Genomic DNA, 19,981 nt, shown 5'->3' with positions numbered 1-19,981 from the left:
TCCCTGGCCAGGGATGCATTACTATGTATAAAATTTTAACATGTTTATTCAAGTTCTGAATACTTTTTCATTAATTTAGGTAATGCTTTAGAAACTTCGGTTGGCTTAACTACATAGTTATCCTTATTAATTAAATCTCCTGCTAAAGAATGAATATAAACAGCAGCCGAAATTGTATCAACACTGGGGCCAAATTGAGCGACAAAGCCACCAATTATCCCAGCCAATGTATCACCCATACCACCAGTAGCCATACCTGGATTACCTATCGGATTAACAAAAGTGCGACCAGTACCGTCATAAATATGAGTATGATTAGACTTTAAGACTAAAACTGCATTACTATCAGGAATTAACTGCTTCAATGCATCAATATTAGCACTATCTGTTTGGAATGGAATACGAATTTGACTAAGTCGTTGCCATTCCATTTGGTGAGGTGTCAAAATCAAATGTCCAGCATTAACTGGTAATAAGCTTTTATCCTCACTAATTAAATCAAGCGCACTAGCATCTAAAATGACGGTTTGCTTTTCTGAAGTACATCTTCTTAAAATTACTAAAATTTGCTTAGCAAAATCTGACATCCCTAGGCCTGATCCACAAACCACTACATCCATATTTTTAATCAAATCTGCTAGTTTAGCATCATGCCAATCAATAAACATGGCTTCCGGTATACGTGAATGAAGAGCTGACAAATTAAGATGATGAGTTGCCACAGCTGTTAAACCTGCACCACTATTAACCGCTGCTTCGGTTGACATGATAATTGCACCACCGTAATTTTCACTGCCACCAATTAAAAGAATGCGGCCATAATTACCTTTATGAGTATTACTAGATCTTTTTTTAATAACTTTTTTTAGTATATCTTCAGTTAGTTCTGTCATTTTTATCTGCCCCCGAAAAGCCAACGCCAAATTCTAACAAAGAAATTAACTTTTCCATTAGCTGATAAAGCTTTAGCTTTTACATTCATTCCATTAGGATTATCCAATGAAACAATTTTTTCACTACCTGATTTTAATTGATAATTACCAACTGTCTGATTCTTTTCAAGAGGCGCATCTATTGTTTTTTTGTTTAAACTAGCAGTCAATGTTTTACCATCTGCTGGATCCCAAATAGTTGTCTTATTCTTTAAACCAATATTAGTTGTAGCGTCTTTACCATCAGTAACTTTAATACTTTTTGCACCATTTATTTGACTTCCAGCAGTCATTGTAACTGGACGGTATTTGTTGAAAATAAAACTCATTAATTTCTTAGTTTGAATAAAACGTGAAGGATCCGTACCATCTTGGTGACGTGCACCCATGACAACAGTAATCAAACGAGCACCATTATGTTCAACTGTACCAATAAAACATGCACCTGCTGCATCAGTGGTACCAGTCTTTAATCCATCAACTGGATATGCTTGATCATATTGAGAAAGTCCTTTAAGCATCCAGTTAAAGTTGGCCATTTTAGTAGTTTTATTACCGTCTTTAAAATCTAAATGAGCTAATTTAGTAGTATCTAAAATTTCTGGGTATTCTTTAAGTAAATGTTGTCCAACAATGGCCATATCCTTAGCTGACATAGTATTTTCAGCATTCTTATTTACACCAGGATAGGCATCTTTACCTACATTACCATTAGGTAAACCACATGCCGTATAAATCTCGGCATCTTCAATCCCCCATTTTTTAACTTGGGCACGCATTTGATCAATAAATTTCTTTTGTGAACCAGCAATAGTTTGGCCCAAAAGCATTGCGGCCCCATTAGCTGATTCAATTAAAGTTGCTTGATAAAGCTGACGAATAGTATAAGAATGCCCCATCTTAAGCGGTACATTTGAATATTCCGCATTATTAGCTACTTTTACAATTGAAGCAGTTGGCTTCACCTTTTGATTCCAAGATAATTTTTTATTTTTAATTGCATTTAAAGTTAAATAAACTGTAATTAACTTTGTCATTGAAGCAATTGGTAAAGTCTTATCAGCATTTTTAGCATACAAAATTTGCCCCGAATTACTATCAATTGCAATTGCAGATTTAACATCTAAATTCACTTCATTATTGCGATAACTACTTGATGTATCTGCACTAACCGGTGTTGTAAATACTGCACCACAAGAAACTAAAGAAACTAAAGCAACAAGACTAATTAATGTCCGTTTTATTTTTTTACTAAAAACCATGTAATTCCGTCCTTTTAAATAATAAAGTATATTTATGCTTACATTTTACCAAATATTTGGTATGATTATTCATGTACTAAAGAAAATTGCCCGCTTGGCGGAATTGGCAGACGCGCAGCGTTCAGGTCGCTGTTCAGGTGACTGAGTGAAGGTTCGAATCCTTTAGCGGGCATTAAATATTTAAAGCCTAGCAGTTTGCTAGGCCTTTTTTGTGCTGTATAATTATGTTATGAAATAGCACATTAGAAAAGAGGCTATTATGATGAAAAATAAAAGACTTACTAAATCACAAAATAAAATTTTATCTGGAGTTTTTGGCGGTATTGCAGAATACTTCGACTTAGATCCAGCATGGGTAAGAATCATTGGCGCAGCTTTAATTCTCTTTACCGGTGTGTTTCCGGGAACATCTCTTTACATTATTGCCTCAATAGTAATGCCTGAGCCTAATGAAGTTGCACCAAAAGCAGAAAAACATGGAACTGATTATCAAACTGGCCGTCCTAATACAATGAACGGTAACTTTACCAAAACTGATACTCCTGACAATGATGAAAAGTCTGACGATAATCAAGATAATAAAAATTAGTTAAAAAAACTACTAAATCAAGGAATGTACCAAGATTTAGTAGTTTTTTCATTAAATAATGTGTTTCTCTATGTATTTATGCAAAATATGATCAGATGCCATTTTCAAAGTAAAATAATTAATATTATTAGAAAAAAGCATAATCATTTTCTTAGTTCTATAGTTAGCTACAAAGCAGGAATTATATCCAGGAATACTCCCTTCTGCACGAATAATATCGCCTTTAAAATAAACACCACCAAAATAAGCAACTTCTTGATGTTGTGCCTGATGATAATATTCATTTATCATTTGATGATTATTTAAAACACCATTATTTACAAATTTCCAATAATCGTTAGGTGAAATAAACAAGTTTCCAGCTCCAAAATCAGATGATGTTGTTACTGTAACTTCATGCCAACTGATCTTTTTATTCATAGGTTGAGGAACTTCTCTTTGATCAACTTCTGAAAAATCTTTAATTTTATGGAGATTAGCAGACTTGACAAAATTATTTTTAATATAAGTATTATAGGTTGTGTTAGTTTGTTTACTAATAATTGCTGCTAATAATTCATAATCTATATCTTGATAGTCCCAAGTATGAATATGATCATATTTTATATGTTTAAGCATATAATTAATCTGTTGTTTTTCATTTCTTAATGGGGATGTTGGACGATCATTATTAATTAATCCACTCGTATGATTCATCAATTCACGAATTGTTATATCTTTACTACCCGGGATTTGAGGAAAATATTTAGCCAAAGAAGTATTCCAATTTATCTGCTTTTTTTGATGTAATTGATAAATTGCAGTCCCTGTCATAATCTTTTGAAGAGAAGCAATCGGAAATAATTGATTTTCATCTACTATTTGGCCTTTATTAGAAGTCTCTCTATTTTCAATTATAATTGGTTTACCTTTTTTATCATTGACCAACATTACACCATTAATATGATGTAATTGCATATAATCATGAAGTTGTTTTGATAAAGCTATATCGCCAACATCCACTCTGTTCACTGATATTAAAATAAACAACAAAAAAATGCATAGTGTTAAAAAGATGGACAGGATAGATTTTTTTAAATGCATAAATATTCCTTTCGCTTATCGTTGAAATCAACTTCAAAATTAACATTACTTATTTTTTAGTCTATCAATACATGAATTGCACAGGCAACGTTATAAATTAAACTAATTAAGGCAATTAAACAAGTAACAGCAATTAAAGTAATACTTAACCATCCCCACGAAATAGTTGATGAATTGAAAGCTCCACCTACACTGATTACTATCAAAAACACTAATGCACAAATAGCTGGAAGTAATTGACTCCAAAATGCCCTTTTAGCATGTTTTTTAACAAAAGGACGATCACTGGCAACAATCCATACAATAAGTGGAAAAATTACTGGTAAAAAGAAATAGCTAATGTAAGATAATGCAGCCATTAATTTTAGAGAAGTACTAGGCTCTGAGTTAATATTATTCATAATCATCTCTTCCTTTGAATATTGTTGTTTAATCTTTTTCCATTATAACAATATCACATTTAGATATTCGTTATTCTAGCAATCGTATCTCGTACTTTAATATTAGTTGTATCAAGGCCTGGCTTTTGACCATGTAAATCAAAGTCGATATTTACTTCTGGCCTAAAGAGTAATACATGAGTAGACCCACCAAAATGGAACATCCCTAATTCATCGCCTTTATTTACATGTTGACCAATTCGGACGGTAATTTCGTTATTTGAAACATCCCCCATACCAACTGCAACAAAACACATCAAACCAATCTTAGGATTATCTGCCTTGATAAAAATTACAGCTCTGGTAGCGGTGGAAGTCAAAAAGGCTTGTGAATTATTAGCTGCTACCAGATCTGGACCATTAGGATTTTCAAAGCCTTGATTCAAAGCCTCGCCATAATATGTACCATTCAAGTTATATGCTTTAACAATAGTACCACTAACTGGACTATTCCAGCGATGATAACTAAGTGCGCTTAAAAAGGCTTGATATAGTGTGCCACCCTCAAATTTTGCAGTCCAAGGGTCATTGTGCAATAAATCAATTAGTGAATACGGTTGGCCTTTAATCCAAAACTTAGCTTTCATAGGTAAATTACGTGCTACTCTATATGGTGCCGATTCACATGCATTAGCTACTACATCATCATTATCCGGCTCAGCGACTGGCCTAATTCCTGGATTAAATTTGCGAGTAAAGAAATCATCCCATGAAACATAGCCAAATTTTTTCTCTGGATCTTTTGAACGAGTTTTGAATAAATCCAAAAAGTTTATACCATCTGCTTCTTTAGCCATTTCTTTTAAAGCGTATGTTGATAACCACCCTTTATCAGAAGTATTTAAAACATAGCTTGAAGCCGGACTTTGCAAATAATGTCCCCAGTAATCCAAAATCCCTTTCATCTTTGCATTGACACGTGGATCGTTGAATAAGACGTACCCTGCACGCGTCCCCATTGGATAATCAAGAACAGCATTAATTGGTGTTCCAACTAACCCAGTCGTATTAAATTCAGGCGCACGTTGAATAATTCGATTAAGTACTAAAAGTAATTCATGATAATCACGTACTTGCGGCGTACCTGCTGGTGTATCTACATCTTTTTGCGGAATCTCATCAAACATCATTTGGAACAAATTCCAAATATAGCGATTAGATTCGATTAATTCTTTCAAAGCCTGAACTGGTGGTAACAAATTTTTATTTTCATCACTTTTTGCTTCTTCATAAATCTTCTTAACCCATTTATTTTCGAATTCTTGATCACTAGGTAACCACTTACCTACATTAAACTTGTGCCTACTCATAATAAAACCTCTGAGATAAAAATAACCAAACTAATTGTCATGCCCTTGGTCTATTTTTTATTAAATACCAGATAAATTTTGCACCTCTTGATGCAAGTCCAAGATACTTTCTGGCACATTATTATTGTGACTTGAGATATAACCTGCTAAAGCTTTATCCAGTGCTAAAGCAACTTCTTGTATTGGCTTACCTGCATCCCTTCTGCCATAAGCTATCCTAAAGATTTCCATCAATTCTGGATTATTATTAACCTTCTCATCATGATTAACAATTTCTTCAATTTTATTTCTGATAATTCTTTCTTCATCTTCAGCCATCTTTATGACCCTCTTTCTAGTTCTATTATAGTATCAATCGTATCCGCTTACATAAATTAATCAATAAAAATGACGTTACAAAGCTTCCTACCTTATAACGTCATTCGCATTACTTATCGTTTTTATTACCGATTAATCCAATTAAACTAATGATAGTTGAAGCAACTCCAAAGGCAATTGCAGCAACATCCTCATTATTATGAAGATCAAGTTTCTTTAATGCATCAAGTCCAATTGAAGTTTGCTGTTCATCACTTATTTTACGCAAACCAATTGTAAACACTTGTGTCATTAAATCATTATTGTCAAATCTTTGAATTGTACCATTATCATCAAAGCCATTAAAGACAACATGATAACCTGCACGCTCGATCGCCTTTAATGGTAATTCTGTACTATACAAATCGTTAATGCTTTCACCTGGCTTACCAGTTAGTGGACCAGATGAGGTCAGTTGTTTACCATCATGGTCAAGATCTATAAAGTTAATTATAGCAACTTGATCATGATCATGATTTTGATCTTGAGTAACAGCAGGTTGAGTTACTGAATTAGTATTTTCCGGTTTAGGGTCAGGTTTAACAACCGGCTTTTCCACTGAAACTGCTTTAGTTTCTGACTTGGGTTTCTTATCACCAACAGAAATTACTAAAACATCAGAATCTTCTGCCTTATACTTAACTTCCATATCTTTTGCTGGATTATACGGTGTAATAGTTGCCAAATTACACTTGTATCCATCAATCTTTGGCACTGGTTCATCAGTAATCACTTGAGTTGGATCATTTGGATCAGTTTGAAAGACTGGATGTGGTGCACCAACAATTTCTTTACCATCAGAATCCACTGGAATAATATGGCCATTAGCAACATAATTTACTGTTCTAATAATATTTTCTCGTGTAACCTCGGCACCTTTGATCATTTTAACATCGGTGTGATATCCATCAACTACTGGAACATCAACATCATCATACTTTTCACGATCCACTTTCCAATCAGTTGTATATTTACCTCCAGGTAAAATTTCACCAGTAACACGATCAACGGTTAAACTACGACTCCAGTGTGATCTTTGAACATTGTTAACAGGAGTAGCAGCATCTGCTCCTTCATAATTAATAGTAAATGCGACATCTTTATCATATTCGTTCTTATTTACTTTACTATCAGGATGTTCACTATCTACTTGACCGATAGTGTGCTTCATTGTCATAACAAAGACAGGCACATAATCGTCATTGTTGCTATAAAATTGTACTTCACCCGCAGGATTATAACCATTATTTACTAAAGCGTATCCTTCGTCACTTTCGAGTCTTTCAATAGTAGCTTTAGGATCATAATCTACCAAGGAATTTGGCATACCAGTTAATATATCTTCAGTAATTTCTTTATTTTCTAGATCTTGATCGACATATTTAACAGCTACTTTTTGATCAGCGACAGATGGTTGATGATTAATATCATATTCAACAACATAATTACGATCACAATCTTCAGGAGTTACCGTTTCACCACCCACAGTAGTTTGAACAGTAGTATATCCCGAAACTTCAGGTGTAGCGATCAATAAAAAGCTTTGCTTTTCAGGCATCCATGTTGAAGTACTAATGATTTTTTTTAGTATTTTATCATAGACTACACTACGTTTAAAAACAACCTGACTCACATTATCTTTTGGTGTTCTAGTAGCAGCACCTTCATAATGGACAGTTTGCGTACCCACTTTTTGTAAATCACTTTCACTAATTCCAAAATCAGAATTAGGTTTATCAACTGCTTCTACATCATGTTTAAATGAAATAGTATAAGTTTGAACATCTTCATTTGAAAAAGTTGGTTTATCACTCGGATCAAAACTATTATTTACAAGAACATAACCTTGCTTTTTTAAAGCATCAATCTGATCTGAACTACTGTAACCAATCTCTTCACCAACATTACCTAACAATTCACCTGATGTAGCGATATTATTTTTATCATTGTCCAAATCTATATAATTAACGATAGCTTTTTTCTTTTTACCAAATAGAGACATTTTTTATTCCCCGTATTCTAACTATTACATGACACTATTATATATTGTATGAACAGTGCTATGCCAATCTTACATACTGCATAATTCCCTAATTTTTACGTAAATGAAACCTAATTGTTTATTAAATTATATATACTTAATGATAGCACATCTATATAACAGTTGTTATGCATAATTTAGCATATTATATAAAATTATTTTAAACTATCGTAGTAGTCTGGATCTACTGGTTCATACCAAGTGGTCTTAGCCTTATCTGTATCAGCCATAACTGAAAGATGGGCAAACCATGAATCCTTTGCTGCACCATGCCAGTGCTTAGTGTTTGGTGCAACAACGTTAACGTCACCTGGAGTCATCTTATGAGCTGGCTTGCCTTCTTCTTGTACCCAACCTTTACCTGCAACACAAATCAAAATTTGTGGAACAGTATGTTCATGCCAATTGTTGATACAACCTGGTTTAAAGTTAACATTTGCGATATTACAGTTAGCTTTATTTGCAAGTGGATTTAAATAGCTTTCACCAGTAAAATACTTTGCAAATGCATCGTTTGACTCACCGAAGCCAAATGGACTATTTTTTACTTCTTCTTCGTTTTTAGCCATATTATTACCTTCTTTTCTTAATTATTTTACTCATTCAATTCACTTATATTCTATAATCTAGAGTTTAGTTTGAAAAATATTTATTATTACTAGCTAGCAATAACTTTTGCTTATGAGTAATGCTATAATGTAGTTCCTTGGCAGGGGCGACAAAGATGATTTTTTAAATCATCTTTTTTCTCTTGTTATTTTGTAAGCGCTTTATTTATTTTGGGATATGTGCTACAGTTAGAGATGTAAAGATAAAGTGTAACAAAGATAAGGGGATGCTCATTATGACGGCTTACATTGGTATGACTTTTTTAGCGCTTGAGTTAATTGGCGTCTTTATTTTAACGGCACTTACACCCAAAGATTAATCTCAGTAAAATATTCTATTTTATCGTTAAGTAGTATAGAAGCCTTCAAATTCTTAATTGAATCTGAAGGCTTTCTTTGTTTTACATTCTAAGCAAAGTTAGTACTAAGATAACAATCAAAAAAGGTTAAGTATATTGAAAATACTTAACCTTTTCATTAATTCAACTTAGATCTAAAAACAATTAATCTTTTCTCTTCTTGGTTCCTGCAAGTGTAATTAAGCCTGCTACACCGGCAACCAATGTACCAAGAATTGTCAAGCCTTCATTAGTATGATGTCCAGTTTGAGGCAAGGTTTCTTGTTTATCAGAAGTTGGAATGTGAGAAATTGGGCGTTCACCAACAGTAATACTATTATTATTTAAATCAGTATTGCCATAGTTTTCTCTACTATTTACCCCTTGGGTGCCCTTTGGAGCAACACTAATTGAATTAATCGTTGCAATTGCTGTATTCTTACTACTTGTTAATTCTTCTGAATTTCTAGCTTGGCTAATACTATTTTTACCACGTGCCAATTCACGATCTACTTGAGCGTTAAGTCTTGCTTTAGCATCAGCAGAAATATTGGTACTATTAATAGCTGCTTTCTTAGCTTCAGCTACTTTAGTAAGCTCATTAATTGCTTGATTCTTTTTATCATCAAGAGACACCGAACTTTTACCAGATTTACTATGCTTTGGATTATCAGTATTCTTGTTAATATCATTATTAGAAGTCTTATTACTATCTTGTGCTTGGCTCTTATTAGCATCGGAATCAGTTTGATCAGTACTAATATTTGAAGTGTCTGAATTTGTACTTGGGGCTGGGACAATAATATTTTCAATATTTTGTACACCCTTTTTACTTGCAGCTATTACTTCGTCATTAGTTGTAGCTAAATCAATATTCTTATTAGCATTTTCTGCAGCAGTCTTAGCTTGATTAACTAAGTCTTGCTTAGTAGATTGATCCAAGTTAACTGCCTTATTGATTTCATTCTGCTTACTTTCTAACGCATCAGCAATTGCTTGCTTTGCATTATTCTTAACTTCATCTAGACTTGGAACTTTGACATCAAGAATATCTTGAATACCTTTATTTTCTGCATTTTTAGCTGTTTGATCATCATTTGCTTCATTGATCGCATTAATAGCTTTATCAGCAATTTGATCAACTTGTTTGTTCAGCTCGTCCTTTTCATTTTGGTTTAAATTAGTTGCCTTATTGATTTCATCCTTCTTAGCATCACGCACTTCATTAAGAGCATTTATACTATCTTGTTTCTTTTCATTAAGGCTCGGAACTTTAATATTAAGGATAGCTTCCACACCATCAGCACTAGCTTTATCTGCATCATCATTGGTTGTAGCTTTATTGATCTCATCAAGTGCCTTATTGTATTCTGCATCAACTTGTTGAGTTAAGTCGGTCTTTTCATTTGCAGTTAGATGAGTTGCTCCATCAATTTGGGCAAGCTTAGTAGATTTAGCTTCATCTAAAGAATTAATTGCATTCTTTTTATGATCTTCTAAGCCAGGAATCTTAGTATCAACAATTGCATCAATACCATCTTTTTCATTCTTAGCAATATCTGCATCAGTAGCAGCATTATTGATCTTATCCTTTGCCTTATCAGCAATATCAGTAATTTGGTTGATAAGATCATTCTTTTCTTGATCAGATAAGTTGGTTTGATCATTAATTTCCTTCGTCTTATCTGCTAAAGCGTTATCTATTGCCTTCGTGGCTTTATCCTTAGCATCTTCAAGACTCGGAACAACAATATTGGCAATCTTTTCTGCGCCCGCATCTCTTTCCGTAGCTACATCGTCATTAGTTGTCGCTTGGTTGATCTTGTCTTTGGCTTCGTCAGCGGCGTTTTGTGCTTGGTCAATGAGGTCTTGCTTCTCTTGATCAGTCAAGTGGGAAGCATTATTGATCTCATCTTCTTTTTGCTTAAGAACGTCGTCAATTAATTGACTAGCATCTTTCTTCGCATCATCAAGACTTGGGACAGTGACATTTGCAATAGCATCTACACCATCTGTAGTAGCTTTGTTGACTGCTTCATTGCTAGTGGCATTCTTAATGTTTTCCTTAGCCTTTGCTGCTTCCTCGTTGGCTTGATCAATCAAGTCTTGCTTTTGCTTATCAGATAAGTTGGTTGCATCATTGATTTCTTTAGTCTTGTTAGCTAAAGCATCATCAATTGTTTGGTTAGCTTGATCCTTGGTTGATGAAGTTGTTGGAACTGCAATATTGTTGATTGCAGCAACTCCGGTATTCTTAGCATCGTCAACCGCTGGAATAGTAGTAGCTGAATCAATTGCCTTCTTAGCGGCCTTTGCTTCTTGGTCAACTAAGTCATTCAAGTCCTTAGCTTCATCGGTGGTTAATGGTGCCTTTGCAATTTCAGCCTTCTTACCAGCAACTGCATTGTCGATGGCGGCATTAGCAACATCTTTATCAATGGCAAGCTGACCATTGTCAACGGCAGTCTTAACCTCATCGTCAGTCTTCGCATTATCGATGGCTTCTTGGGCCTTCTTAGCATCGGAATCGATTTGATCCTTCGCTGCTTGCTTTTCGGCATCAGTCAAGTTGTTATCTTGGTCAATTGCCTTCTTAGCCTCGTCAACGGCATCATTAAGGTCAGTGATTGCTTGGTCCTTAGCTGGTGACTTAGTTGGGATTCCAATACCATTAATAGCTTTAATACCATTGTCTTCTGCTTCGGTTACTGCGGCATTGGTAGTTGCGTTATCAATTGCAGTATTGGCAGCGTTTTGGGCATCAGTAACTTCCTGCTTCAATGCAGTTTTTTCTTCGTCCGTTAAGTTTGAAGAATCGATTGCATTGTTCTTAGCTTCGGCTGCTTCTGCAATAGCTTTCTTAGCTGCTTCTTTAGCTGTTGACTCAGTTGGCACTTCAGTATCATTGATATTCTTAACACCATTGTCTTGCGCAGTGGTTACAGCTTCTGGGGTAGTGGCATTATTGATTGCTTCTTTAGCATCTTGAGCCTTTTGATCGACTTCATTATTTAACGCAGTCTTTTCTTCATCAGTTAATGGTGATTTAGCAATTTCGTCCTTCTTACCAGCAACTGCATTGTCGATGGCGGCATTAGCAATATCTTTATCAATAGCAAGCTTACCATTATCAACGGCACTGTTTACCTCATCATCAGTCTTCGCATTATCGATGGCTTCTTGAGCTTTCTTAGCATCAGAATCAATTTGATCTTTAGCTGCTTGCTTTTGCTCATTGTTCAAGTTGTTATCTTGATCAATTGCCTTCTTAGCTTCGTCAACGGCAGTCTTAAGGTCTGTGGTTGCCTGGTCCTTCGTAGCTGACTTAGTTGGGATTTCAATGTCTTTAATTGCATTGATGCCGTTTTCTTTAGCGGTTGTTACTGCTTCATCAGTTGTTGCACTGGTGATATTTGATACTGCGTTACTGTATTCTGCTTGAACTTTATCTTTCAAGCTGTTCTTTTCATCAGTAGTTAAATCAGTAGCATCATCAATTGCCCTATTCTTAGCATCACGTGCTACATTCAATTCTCCAATAGCTTCTTGTTGCTTCTGAACTAAGGTTGGAATAGTAACTTTATTAATATTATCTAAACCGGCTGTTTCTGCACTCTTGACTGCATCATTAGTTTGAGCGCCCTTAATTTCCTTAGTTGCATCATCGGCAGCTTTATTTGTTTGATCAACCAAAGCCTGCTTTTCTTGATCAGTTAAGTGAGCAGCATTGTTAATGTCATTCAGCTTAGCATTCTTAGCACTTTCAATTGCATTAAGAGCATCTGTCTGCGCACCGTCTAGAGTTGGAATAAATAGATCAGTAATTTGCTTGATTGCTTCATCGCAGGTTGCAGTAACTGCATCATTGGTAGTAGTTGCTGCATCATTAATCTTAGCAATTGCATCGTTAGCAATTTTATCTACTTGATCAGTTAATTCTTTTTGCTCTTCAGCACTTAGGTTAGATGCATTAGAAATTTGCTTATTCTTAGCATCTTGAACTTGCTTAATTGCATTAATTGCATCTTGTTTAACTTGATCTAAGCTTGGAACAGTCACATTAGCAATATCTGCAATACCCTTATTCTGTGCGTCAGTCACAGCATCATTGGTAGTGGCATTGTTGATATTGTCTTTTGCATTTTTAGCTGCTTCACTTGCTTGATTGATTAAGTCTTGCTTTTCTTCAGTACTTAAGTTAGATGCATTATTAATTTCATCTGTCTTAACTTGAAAAGCATTGTCAATTGCAGTGTTTGCTGCATTTTTAGCATCTTCTAGTGAAGTAAAGGTAATACCTTTAATGTTATTAATTCCAGCATTAGCTGCATCGCGAGCAGCATCATTGGTAGTGGCATTTTCAACATTATTCTTTGCAGTAGTTGCTGCATCATTTGCCTGATCAACTAATTTTTGCTTTTCAGTGTCATTCAAGTTAGAAGCATTATTAATCTCATTTACTTTAGAATTCAATGCAGCATCAATAGCTTGGTTAGCGTTCTTCTTAGCATCATCAAGAGTTGGAATAGTAACATTCTCGATATTTTGAACACCAATAGTTGCAGCAGCTTTAGCATCGTCATTTGTTTGAGATTGGTTGACGTTGTTAATTGCTTCAGTTGCGATATTAGTTGCATCATTGATCAAACTTTGCTTTTCATCTTGAGAAAGGTTAGAAGCATTGTTGATTTCGTCTGTCTTGGCATCTAACGCCTTGTTAATGAGATCAATGTTTTCCTTCTTAACATCAGACAAGTTTGGAACTGTTACATCAGCAATTGCTTTTTCACCATTAGTTTGCGCAGTCTTAACATCCGCGTTAGTAGTGGCATTGTTGATATTATCCTTAGCAGTATTGGCTGCTTCAGTTGCTTGCTTAATTAAATCAGTCTTTTCTTGAGTGTTGATGTTAGAGGCATTGTTGATTTCGTCAGACTTCTTTTGAAGAGCATCATTGATAGCAGCAATTGCCTTATCTTTGGCTGAAGAAGTGGTTGGAATTTTGGTATTAGTAATTTCATTTACACCGTTTGTTTGTGCAGTAGTTACTTCTTCAACAGTCGTTGCATTAGCAATATTTTGTTTTGCGTTATTTACCTCAGAATTAATTAAATCTGTGTAAGTTTGTTTCTCTTCACTAGTTAACGGATCTTTGATTTCTTTAAGCTTACCAGCAGCTGCATTATCAATGGCTGCATTAGCAACATCCTTATCAATTGCTAATGTACCAGCAGCAACTGCATTCTTAACATCATCATTAGTCTTTGCATTGTTAATAGCATCTTGAGCAGTCTTAGCATCAGAGTCAATTTGGTCTTTAGCTGCTTGCTTCTCTTCATCAGTTAAGTTGCTATCTTGATCAATTGCTTTCTTAGCATTTTCAACTTCGTTGTTAAGATCAGTGATTGCCTTTCCCTTAGTATCTGATTTATTTGGTACTTCAATACCATTAATTGCCTTAATACCTTTGTCTTTAGCTTCAGTTACGTCTGCGTTTGTAGTTGCATTATCAATTGCAGTATTAGCAGCTGTTTGAGCTTCAGTAACTTCTTGCTTCAATGCCGCTTTTTCTTCAGCTGTTAAGTTTGAAGAATCAATTGCATTAGTCTTTGCTGTTGCTGCTTCGGCTACTGCCTTCTTAGCTGCTTCTTTGACTGCTGATTCAGTCGGAACTTTAATTCCATCAATTGCAGTAACACCATTATTTTGTGCTTCAATTACTGCATCATTAGTTGTTGCATTAGTAATTTTTTCTTTTGCCTTAGCTGCAGCTGTATTGGCTTCTTGTGTTAACGCGGTCTTTTCATCAGTAGTTAAAGCATTAGCTGAATTAATCTCTTCTAATTTCTTAGTTAAAGCATCATCAATTGCTTTATTTGCATCAGATTTCACAGTATCTAAGCTTGTTGGAACAATCTTATTAATTGCATCCACACCATCTTTGCCTGCTTGAGCTGCTTCATTGTTTGTCGTAGCAGTTTCAATACTTTCTTTAGCCTTATTGGCTTCAGTAGTTGCTTGATCAATCAGATCTTTCTTTTCTGCATCACTAAGATTATCAGCTTTATTAATTACTTCAGTTTGAGCAGTAAGAGCATCATCTACTGCTTTAGTTGCTGCCTTCTTGGCATCCTCTAAGCTTGGAACAGTAACATTGTTGATGTTAGTGGTTCCTTCATCTTGTGCAGTCTTAATTGCATCAGCTGTGGTTGCTTTATCAATGGCTTCTTTAGCATTATTAGCTGCATCGGTTGCTTCTTTGATTAATTGATCCTTAGTTGTTTGATCAATATTGTTAGCATCGTTGATTTCCTTAGTCTTAGCGTTAAGGGCATCATCAATAGCATCTTTTGCCGCATTTTGACTATCAGTAACGCTTGGTACCTTTACATTGTTAACTGCATCTACACCATCTTGGCCTGCTTTAGTTGCTTCGTCGTTAGTTGTAGATTTTTCAATAGTATCTTTTGCTGTATTTGCTGCATCAGTTGCTTCTTTAATTAACTGATCTTTAGTTGTTTGATCAATATTTTCAGCATCAGTGATTTCCTTGGTCTTATCAGTTAATGCTTGATCAATTTCTTTGGCTGCCTTAGTTTTAGCATCATCTAAACTTGGAACTGTCACCTTATTGATATTAGCAATTCCTTCAGTTTTAGCAGTATTAACTGCATCGGCATTGGTTGCTTGATTAATAGCAGTATTAGCATCTTCTGCTGCCTTTTTAGCATCCGCAATTAATTGATCCTTAGTAGCTTGATCAATATTAGTAGCGTCAGTGATTTCGGTAGTCTTACTATCTAATGCCTTTTGAATATCTTCAGTAGCAGCATTCTTAGCATTTGTAAGGTTAGTATCCCCATTCAAGCCATTAATTGCATTAGTAATAGCCTTTGCTGCATTGTCTACTTCTGCCTGAGTTGCATTAGTATTCTTTAAAAGATCTTGACCAGCAATAATTGTATTATTAAGAGCTTCTTGTTTTGCTTGATCAGCATTAGTGTAGTTACCAGTGTTCTTAACATTATTAGCATTGGTTAAAGCTGTTTCCAAAGATGTAGTATTAGTAGCTTCACCTTTAAGGTTAGCTTTTGCTGCATTAATTGCATCTAAAGCAGACTTAACGTCATTTGCAGATGGATTTGCCTGATCTAAAACTGCTTGCCCAGCATTAATTGCATTATTATATGTTGTTTGAGCTTCGTTAGTACCGTTGTAGTATGCAGGCGTATTTCTTACATTTGGCGCATCCTTAACGGCAGCTTCTAAGGCAGCCTTGTTTGCAGCTTCAGTCTTAGCATCCCCATTTAGGTTATTATTTGCAGTTTCAAGATCTTGAAGAGCTTGGTTCACTTCTGCTTGAGTTGCATTAGTTTTATCTAAAACTATTTGTGCAGATGTTACTGCACTATCATATGCAGTCTTTTGAGTTTCGTCTGCATTAGTATAGTTGTTGCTGTCTTTTACAGTTTTAGAATTATTAATTGCAGTTTCAAGTGCTGATTTATCGGTAGTTTTACCATCAAAGTCACCCTTAGCAGTATTAATGGCATTTAAAGCATCAGTAATTTGAGTAGCGGTTGCATCTGGATTATTTAAAACTGTTTGACCGGCACTGATTGCCTTATCATAAGCAGCCTTAGCTTCATCAGAACCATTGTAGTATGCCGCATCATCTGATTTTACAGTAGGTGCTTCATCAACTGCTTTTTGAAGAGCTTCCTTACTTGCTGCTTTCTTAACATCCCCATTTAAAGCATCTTTTGCATTATTAATGGTAGTCAATGCCTTATTTACTTCTATTTGAGTAGCATTTTCTTTACTTAAAACTGTTTGACCGGCACTGATTGCATCAGTGTAGGCTTTTTGTAAATTAGGATCAGCATTAGTGTAGTTATTGCTTGATTCTACTGTTGATGCTTGGTCAATAGCATCTTGAAGTTCAGTCTTATTGGTTTCTTTACCAGTTAAAGCCTTCTTAGCATTTTGAATGGCAGTTACGGCATCATCAACGTCAACTTGATCGTAATTATTTGGATTAGCAAGAATAGTTTTACCAGTTGAAATTGCATCCGTATATGCCTTTTGGGCTTCTGCAGTTGCATTGTAGTAGCTTGGCTTTGCTTCTTCTGCTGGAGCAGCATCTACTAATTCTTGAAGAGTAGTAGTATTAAGCGCACGTAATGCTGCCACACTTTCAATTTGAGTTGCTTCAACGAAATCTTTTGTAGCAGTCACTTTAACTTGCGTATCATCAGTCAACTTGCTTGCAAGCTTGGATAAATCAATAGAGAAATTACCACCAGTTGAAGCAGTTTGTGCAGCGTAAGCAATATTGTTTGAAGTTACTGTGCCTTTAGTGTTGGTGTACACAGTATAATTTCCGGCTACTGGCACATTAGTGCTTACCCCACCAACGGTAACAGTTACATAAATTGGATTGTTGCTACCGCTTGAAGCCACAGTACCAGTCAATACATTATTCTTACTTAAATGAAGATTAGATAGAGTAACATCTTCACCAGCCTTAACAAGATCAATCAAGTTCTTATTAGCAAGACCTTCTCCAACTTGTTTAACAGTATTTTCATCTTGTGCCGTAATAATGTAAGAAGTAGCATTACCATTTCTATCATAAGTTACATCAATTTTGCCTAAAGGCTGTGATTCGCTTCCATCAGTAACTGTCTTAACACGGGTGAAATTGATGGCTCCGTTTTTAATTAATGATTTGCCAGTACTGGTATTTGCAGAAAGATCAATAGTAAATGAATCTGGTTGATCGGAAGTGAAAGTACTACCGCTTGAAAGATTAATTGCAGTTACATTTCCAGTACCGTCACCGCTAATCTTGAAACTAGAGTGAGGATCTAACTTAACAGTCCCCTTACCATTAATAGAAATTAGGCTAGAGCTGTAATTTCCAAGATTTGTAGCATCTAATGAGAAGCTACCACCATTTCCAACATTAATCTTTGCACTTCCATTAATATATACTGGAACCCCGTTACTTTTATTTGCACTTGGTGTTCCATTTGAGTTGATAACTAATTTACCATTTACATTAAGGGCAGCCTCAGAATTTAAATATAATGCTCCTGCAACATCTTTATCGCCATCTACCTTTTCAGTATTAATAGTTAAAGTTGAATTTGGATCAATATTAATTGTCATCTTTGCATTGGCAGCAATAGCACGTGCAACGTCCCCAGTTCCAATTCCATTACGATGTTCAGGATTACCTTTAGAATGTGGATTAATTGCTACATTTGCACCGTCTTTTACATCAATTGTTGCGGTGCCGCCGTCAATTTCAAGAGCATTAGCATCTTCTGTTGTTAAGGTTACATTACTGTTTTCATCAAAAATAATTTGATTTGTTCCACCTTCAAATTGAAGAATTTGCTGCCCACCATTTTGTTGAGTATCGCGTGTCTTACCATCAAGTGGTCCTACATATGATGAGACAGAATTTGCAGTAATATTATTCTTAAATGTTAAGGTTGAATTAATCCATGGTTTGGTATAGATAAGTTGTGAGCCCGTAAAGTTAACATTATCAAATGTGTATCCACCAGCATTATAAACAAGACCCCAGTAACTACGAGCATAAATATTCAAGTCTTTAAAGGTTACAGAATTCTGTGTATCCATATCAAATGAATATCCCGAGAAGTCAATTGTACGTTTTTCTTCTGGATTATCTGATTGAATTACAATATTACGTTTATTCTTGATGGTAATTTCTGTATATTCTTTATCTGTTTGTTCTGCTAAATTAAGATCTTTAGCAACATTAATAGTAGTAGCAGTCCCATTTTGAATTGCATTAATAAATCCTTTCGCATCACTAACAGTTACTGCATTAGGATCTTCTACTTCAGCAGCTAATATCATAGTTGTTGAACGCAATTTGTTTTTATTTACATCATTTGCCGCATTACTAGTTACTGTTTTCATTGTATAAACGGCATTAGTCACATTAGCAGATACTGTTTTCTTAGAAATATTTAGAGTGTCAGTTGTTAACTTATTTGAAGGTACTTCAATCGAATCAACATTTTCTGAAACATTAGTTGAATTTGCTTCTGTTTTTTCATTAGTAGCAAAAGTAGTACCCTTATCTACTTCAAAATTATTTGTTTGTTGAGCAGAAGCAACCTCTGTATTTTCATTAGACCCTACATTAATAGCAGTAGAATTTACTTTTTTAGTATCTTCACTCTTAGTTGGATTATCTTCTTTAGTATTTACAGCCTGTTGACTTTCTGTTTTTTCATTTGAAGTTACATTATTTGCCTTATCAACTGAAGATGATTGCATAGTTTTATTAACCTTAGCATTATCATCTTTAACTTCAATATTATCGTTTTTATTTTTTAAAGAACTACTTGCATCAATAGTTATTGAAGGAGCTTTTTCTTCAACACTTGAACTTGGGGTTTTACTGGCTGTAGTTGCACTATTTTCTATATCGTTTGAATTATCCAAAACTGTATTTTCGGACTTTTCATTACCAGTCTCTTCATTGTTTTCTTGAGCAGTGGTTACTTGACTAGCTTCAGTGGTGTCAGCTTGTACAGTTTGACCTCCATATACTGTAAAAGCCAATCCAATTAAAACGGAAGCCGCACCCACACTTAACTTACGAATTGAAAAGCGTTGCTTTTCATCTCTACTTTTCTCTTCAATCATCTTGATATTCTTTTTAGAAACCATGATTATAATCCCCTATTTTCTTATTAATAAAAAAACTTAAGCTTGCATAAATCTAATAGAATTACATTTTTACAAATTCACAAGAAATGCTATTTTCACTTAAGTTTTCATCCTAATAAAGTAATGCTTTATATTAACTGCATTATTATAACATCGCTAATTTTAATTAGCTATATCTATGCTTTATATTTTTAAATGTTTTTATATATAAAATAACTTATATATTATAGATTAATAATAAAATTATGTTATTTAATGCTGTAAAAAAGTCCACTAGAGTATTCATAAACTCTAGTGGACTT

The 19,981-nt window shown here is 34.7% G+C and carries 10 protein-coding genes and 1 tRNA gene; 2 read left to right on the top strand and 9 right to left on the bottom strand.

The window, feature by feature from the left end; translation table 11 throughout:
* Positions 1 to 44 precede the first annotated feature (44 nt).
* Positions 45 to 893, bottom strand: coding sequence for an NAD(P)H-hydrate dehydratase (locus tag SO785_RS00955; RefSeq protein ID WP_021874139.1), 849 nt, complete (start codon positions 891 to 893; stop codon positions 45 to 47).
* Positions 894 to 895: 2 nt separating this feature from the next.
* Complete coding sequence (locus SO785_RS00950; protein WP_011254512.1) at positions 896 to 2,194, bottom strand: serine hydrolase; 1,299 nt, start codon at positions 2,192 to 2,194, stop codon at positions 896 to 898.
* 88 nt (positions 2,195 to 2,282) lie between these two features.
* Between SO785_RS00950 and SO785_RS00945 the strand changes: the two genes are divergently transcribed.
* Both SO785_RS00945 and SO785_RS00940 read left to right on the top strand, forming a co-directional pair.
* A tRNA-Leu gene (locus tag SO785_RS00945) sits at positions 2,283 to 2,366 on the top strand.
* An 87-nt stretch (positions 2,367 to 2,453) separates the two neighbouring features.
* Positions 2,454 to 2,783 (top strand): PspC domain-containing protein, encoded by a 330-nt coding sequence (locus SO785_RS00940; RefSeq protein ID WP_003548471.1) that lies wholly within the window; start codon positions 2,454 to 2,456, stop codon positions 2,781 to 2,783.
* 51 nt (positions 2,784 to 2,834) lie between these two features.
* Here the strand turns inward: SO785_RS00940 and SO785_RS00935 are convergent, their stop codons facing one another.
* From SO785_RS00935 to SO785_RS00905, 7 genes are all read right to left on the bottom strand, one after another.
* Positions 2,835 to 3,866 carry a serine hydrolase domain-containing protein gene (locus tag SO785_RS00935; RefSeq protein ID WP_011254513.1) on the bottom strand — a complete coding sequence of 344 codons (1,032 nt, stop codon included), beginning with the start codon at positions 3,864 to 3,866 and terminating at the stop codon, positions 2,835 to 2,837.
* Between the two features lie 56 nt (positions 3,867 to 3,922).
* Positions 3,923 to 4,267 (bottom strand): DUF4870 domain-containing protein, encoded by a 345-nt coding sequence (locus tag SO785_RS00930; protein WP_015613402.1) that lies wholly within the window; start codon positions 4,265 to 4,267, stop codon positions 3,923 to 3,925.
* Positions 4,268 to 4,326: 59 nt separating this feature from the next.
* Positions 4,327 to 5,616 carry a phosphatidylserine decarboxylase family protein gene (locus SO785_RS00925; protein ID WP_003548475.1) on the bottom strand — a complete coding sequence of 430 codons (1,290 nt, stop codon included), beginning with the start codon at positions 5,614 to 5,616 and terminating at the stop codon, positions 4,327 to 4,329.
* Positions 5,617 to 5,676: 60 nt separating this feature from the next.
* Complete coding sequence (locus SO785_RS00920) at positions 5,677 to 5,934, bottom strand: bacteriocin immunity protein (RefSeq protein ID WP_003548482.1); 258 nt, start codon at positions 5,932 to 5,934, stop codon at positions 5,677 to 5,679.
* A 109-nt stretch (positions 5,935 to 6,043) separates the two neighbouring features.
* Positions 6,044 to 7,975: a mucin-binding protein gene (locus SO785_RS00915; RefSeq protein WP_003548485.1), complete on the bottom strand. Its 1,932-nt coding sequence runs from the start codon at positions 7,973 to 7,975 to the stop codon at positions 6,044 to 6,046.
* Between the two features lie 194 nt (positions 7,976 to 8,169).
* Positions 8,170 to 8,583 carry a cupin domain-containing protein gene (locus tag SO785_RS00910; RefSeq protein WP_003548490.1) on the bottom strand — a complete coding sequence of 138 codons (414 nt, stop codon included), beginning with the start codon at positions 8,581 to 8,583 and terminating at the stop codon, positions 8,170 to 8,172.
* Between the two features lie 542 nt (positions 8,584 to 9,125).
* A complete protein-coding gene (locus SO785_RS00905) occupies positions 9,126 to 19,679 on the bottom strand; it encodes a DUF1542 domain-containing protein (protein ID WP_003548492.1) in 10,554 nt (3,517 codons plus the stop codon).
* Positions 19,680 to 19,981: the final 302 nt, after the last annotated feature.

Origin of the sequence: Lactobacillus acidophilus (genome assembly GCF_034298135.1) — a bacterium.
Classification (GTDB): Bacteria; Bacillota; Bacilli; order Lactobacillales; family Lactobacillaceae; genus Lactobacillus; species Lactobacillus acidophilus.
Note: the sequence above shows the minus strand (reverse complement) of the source record. Positions and strands in the feature narration are given on the sequence as shown.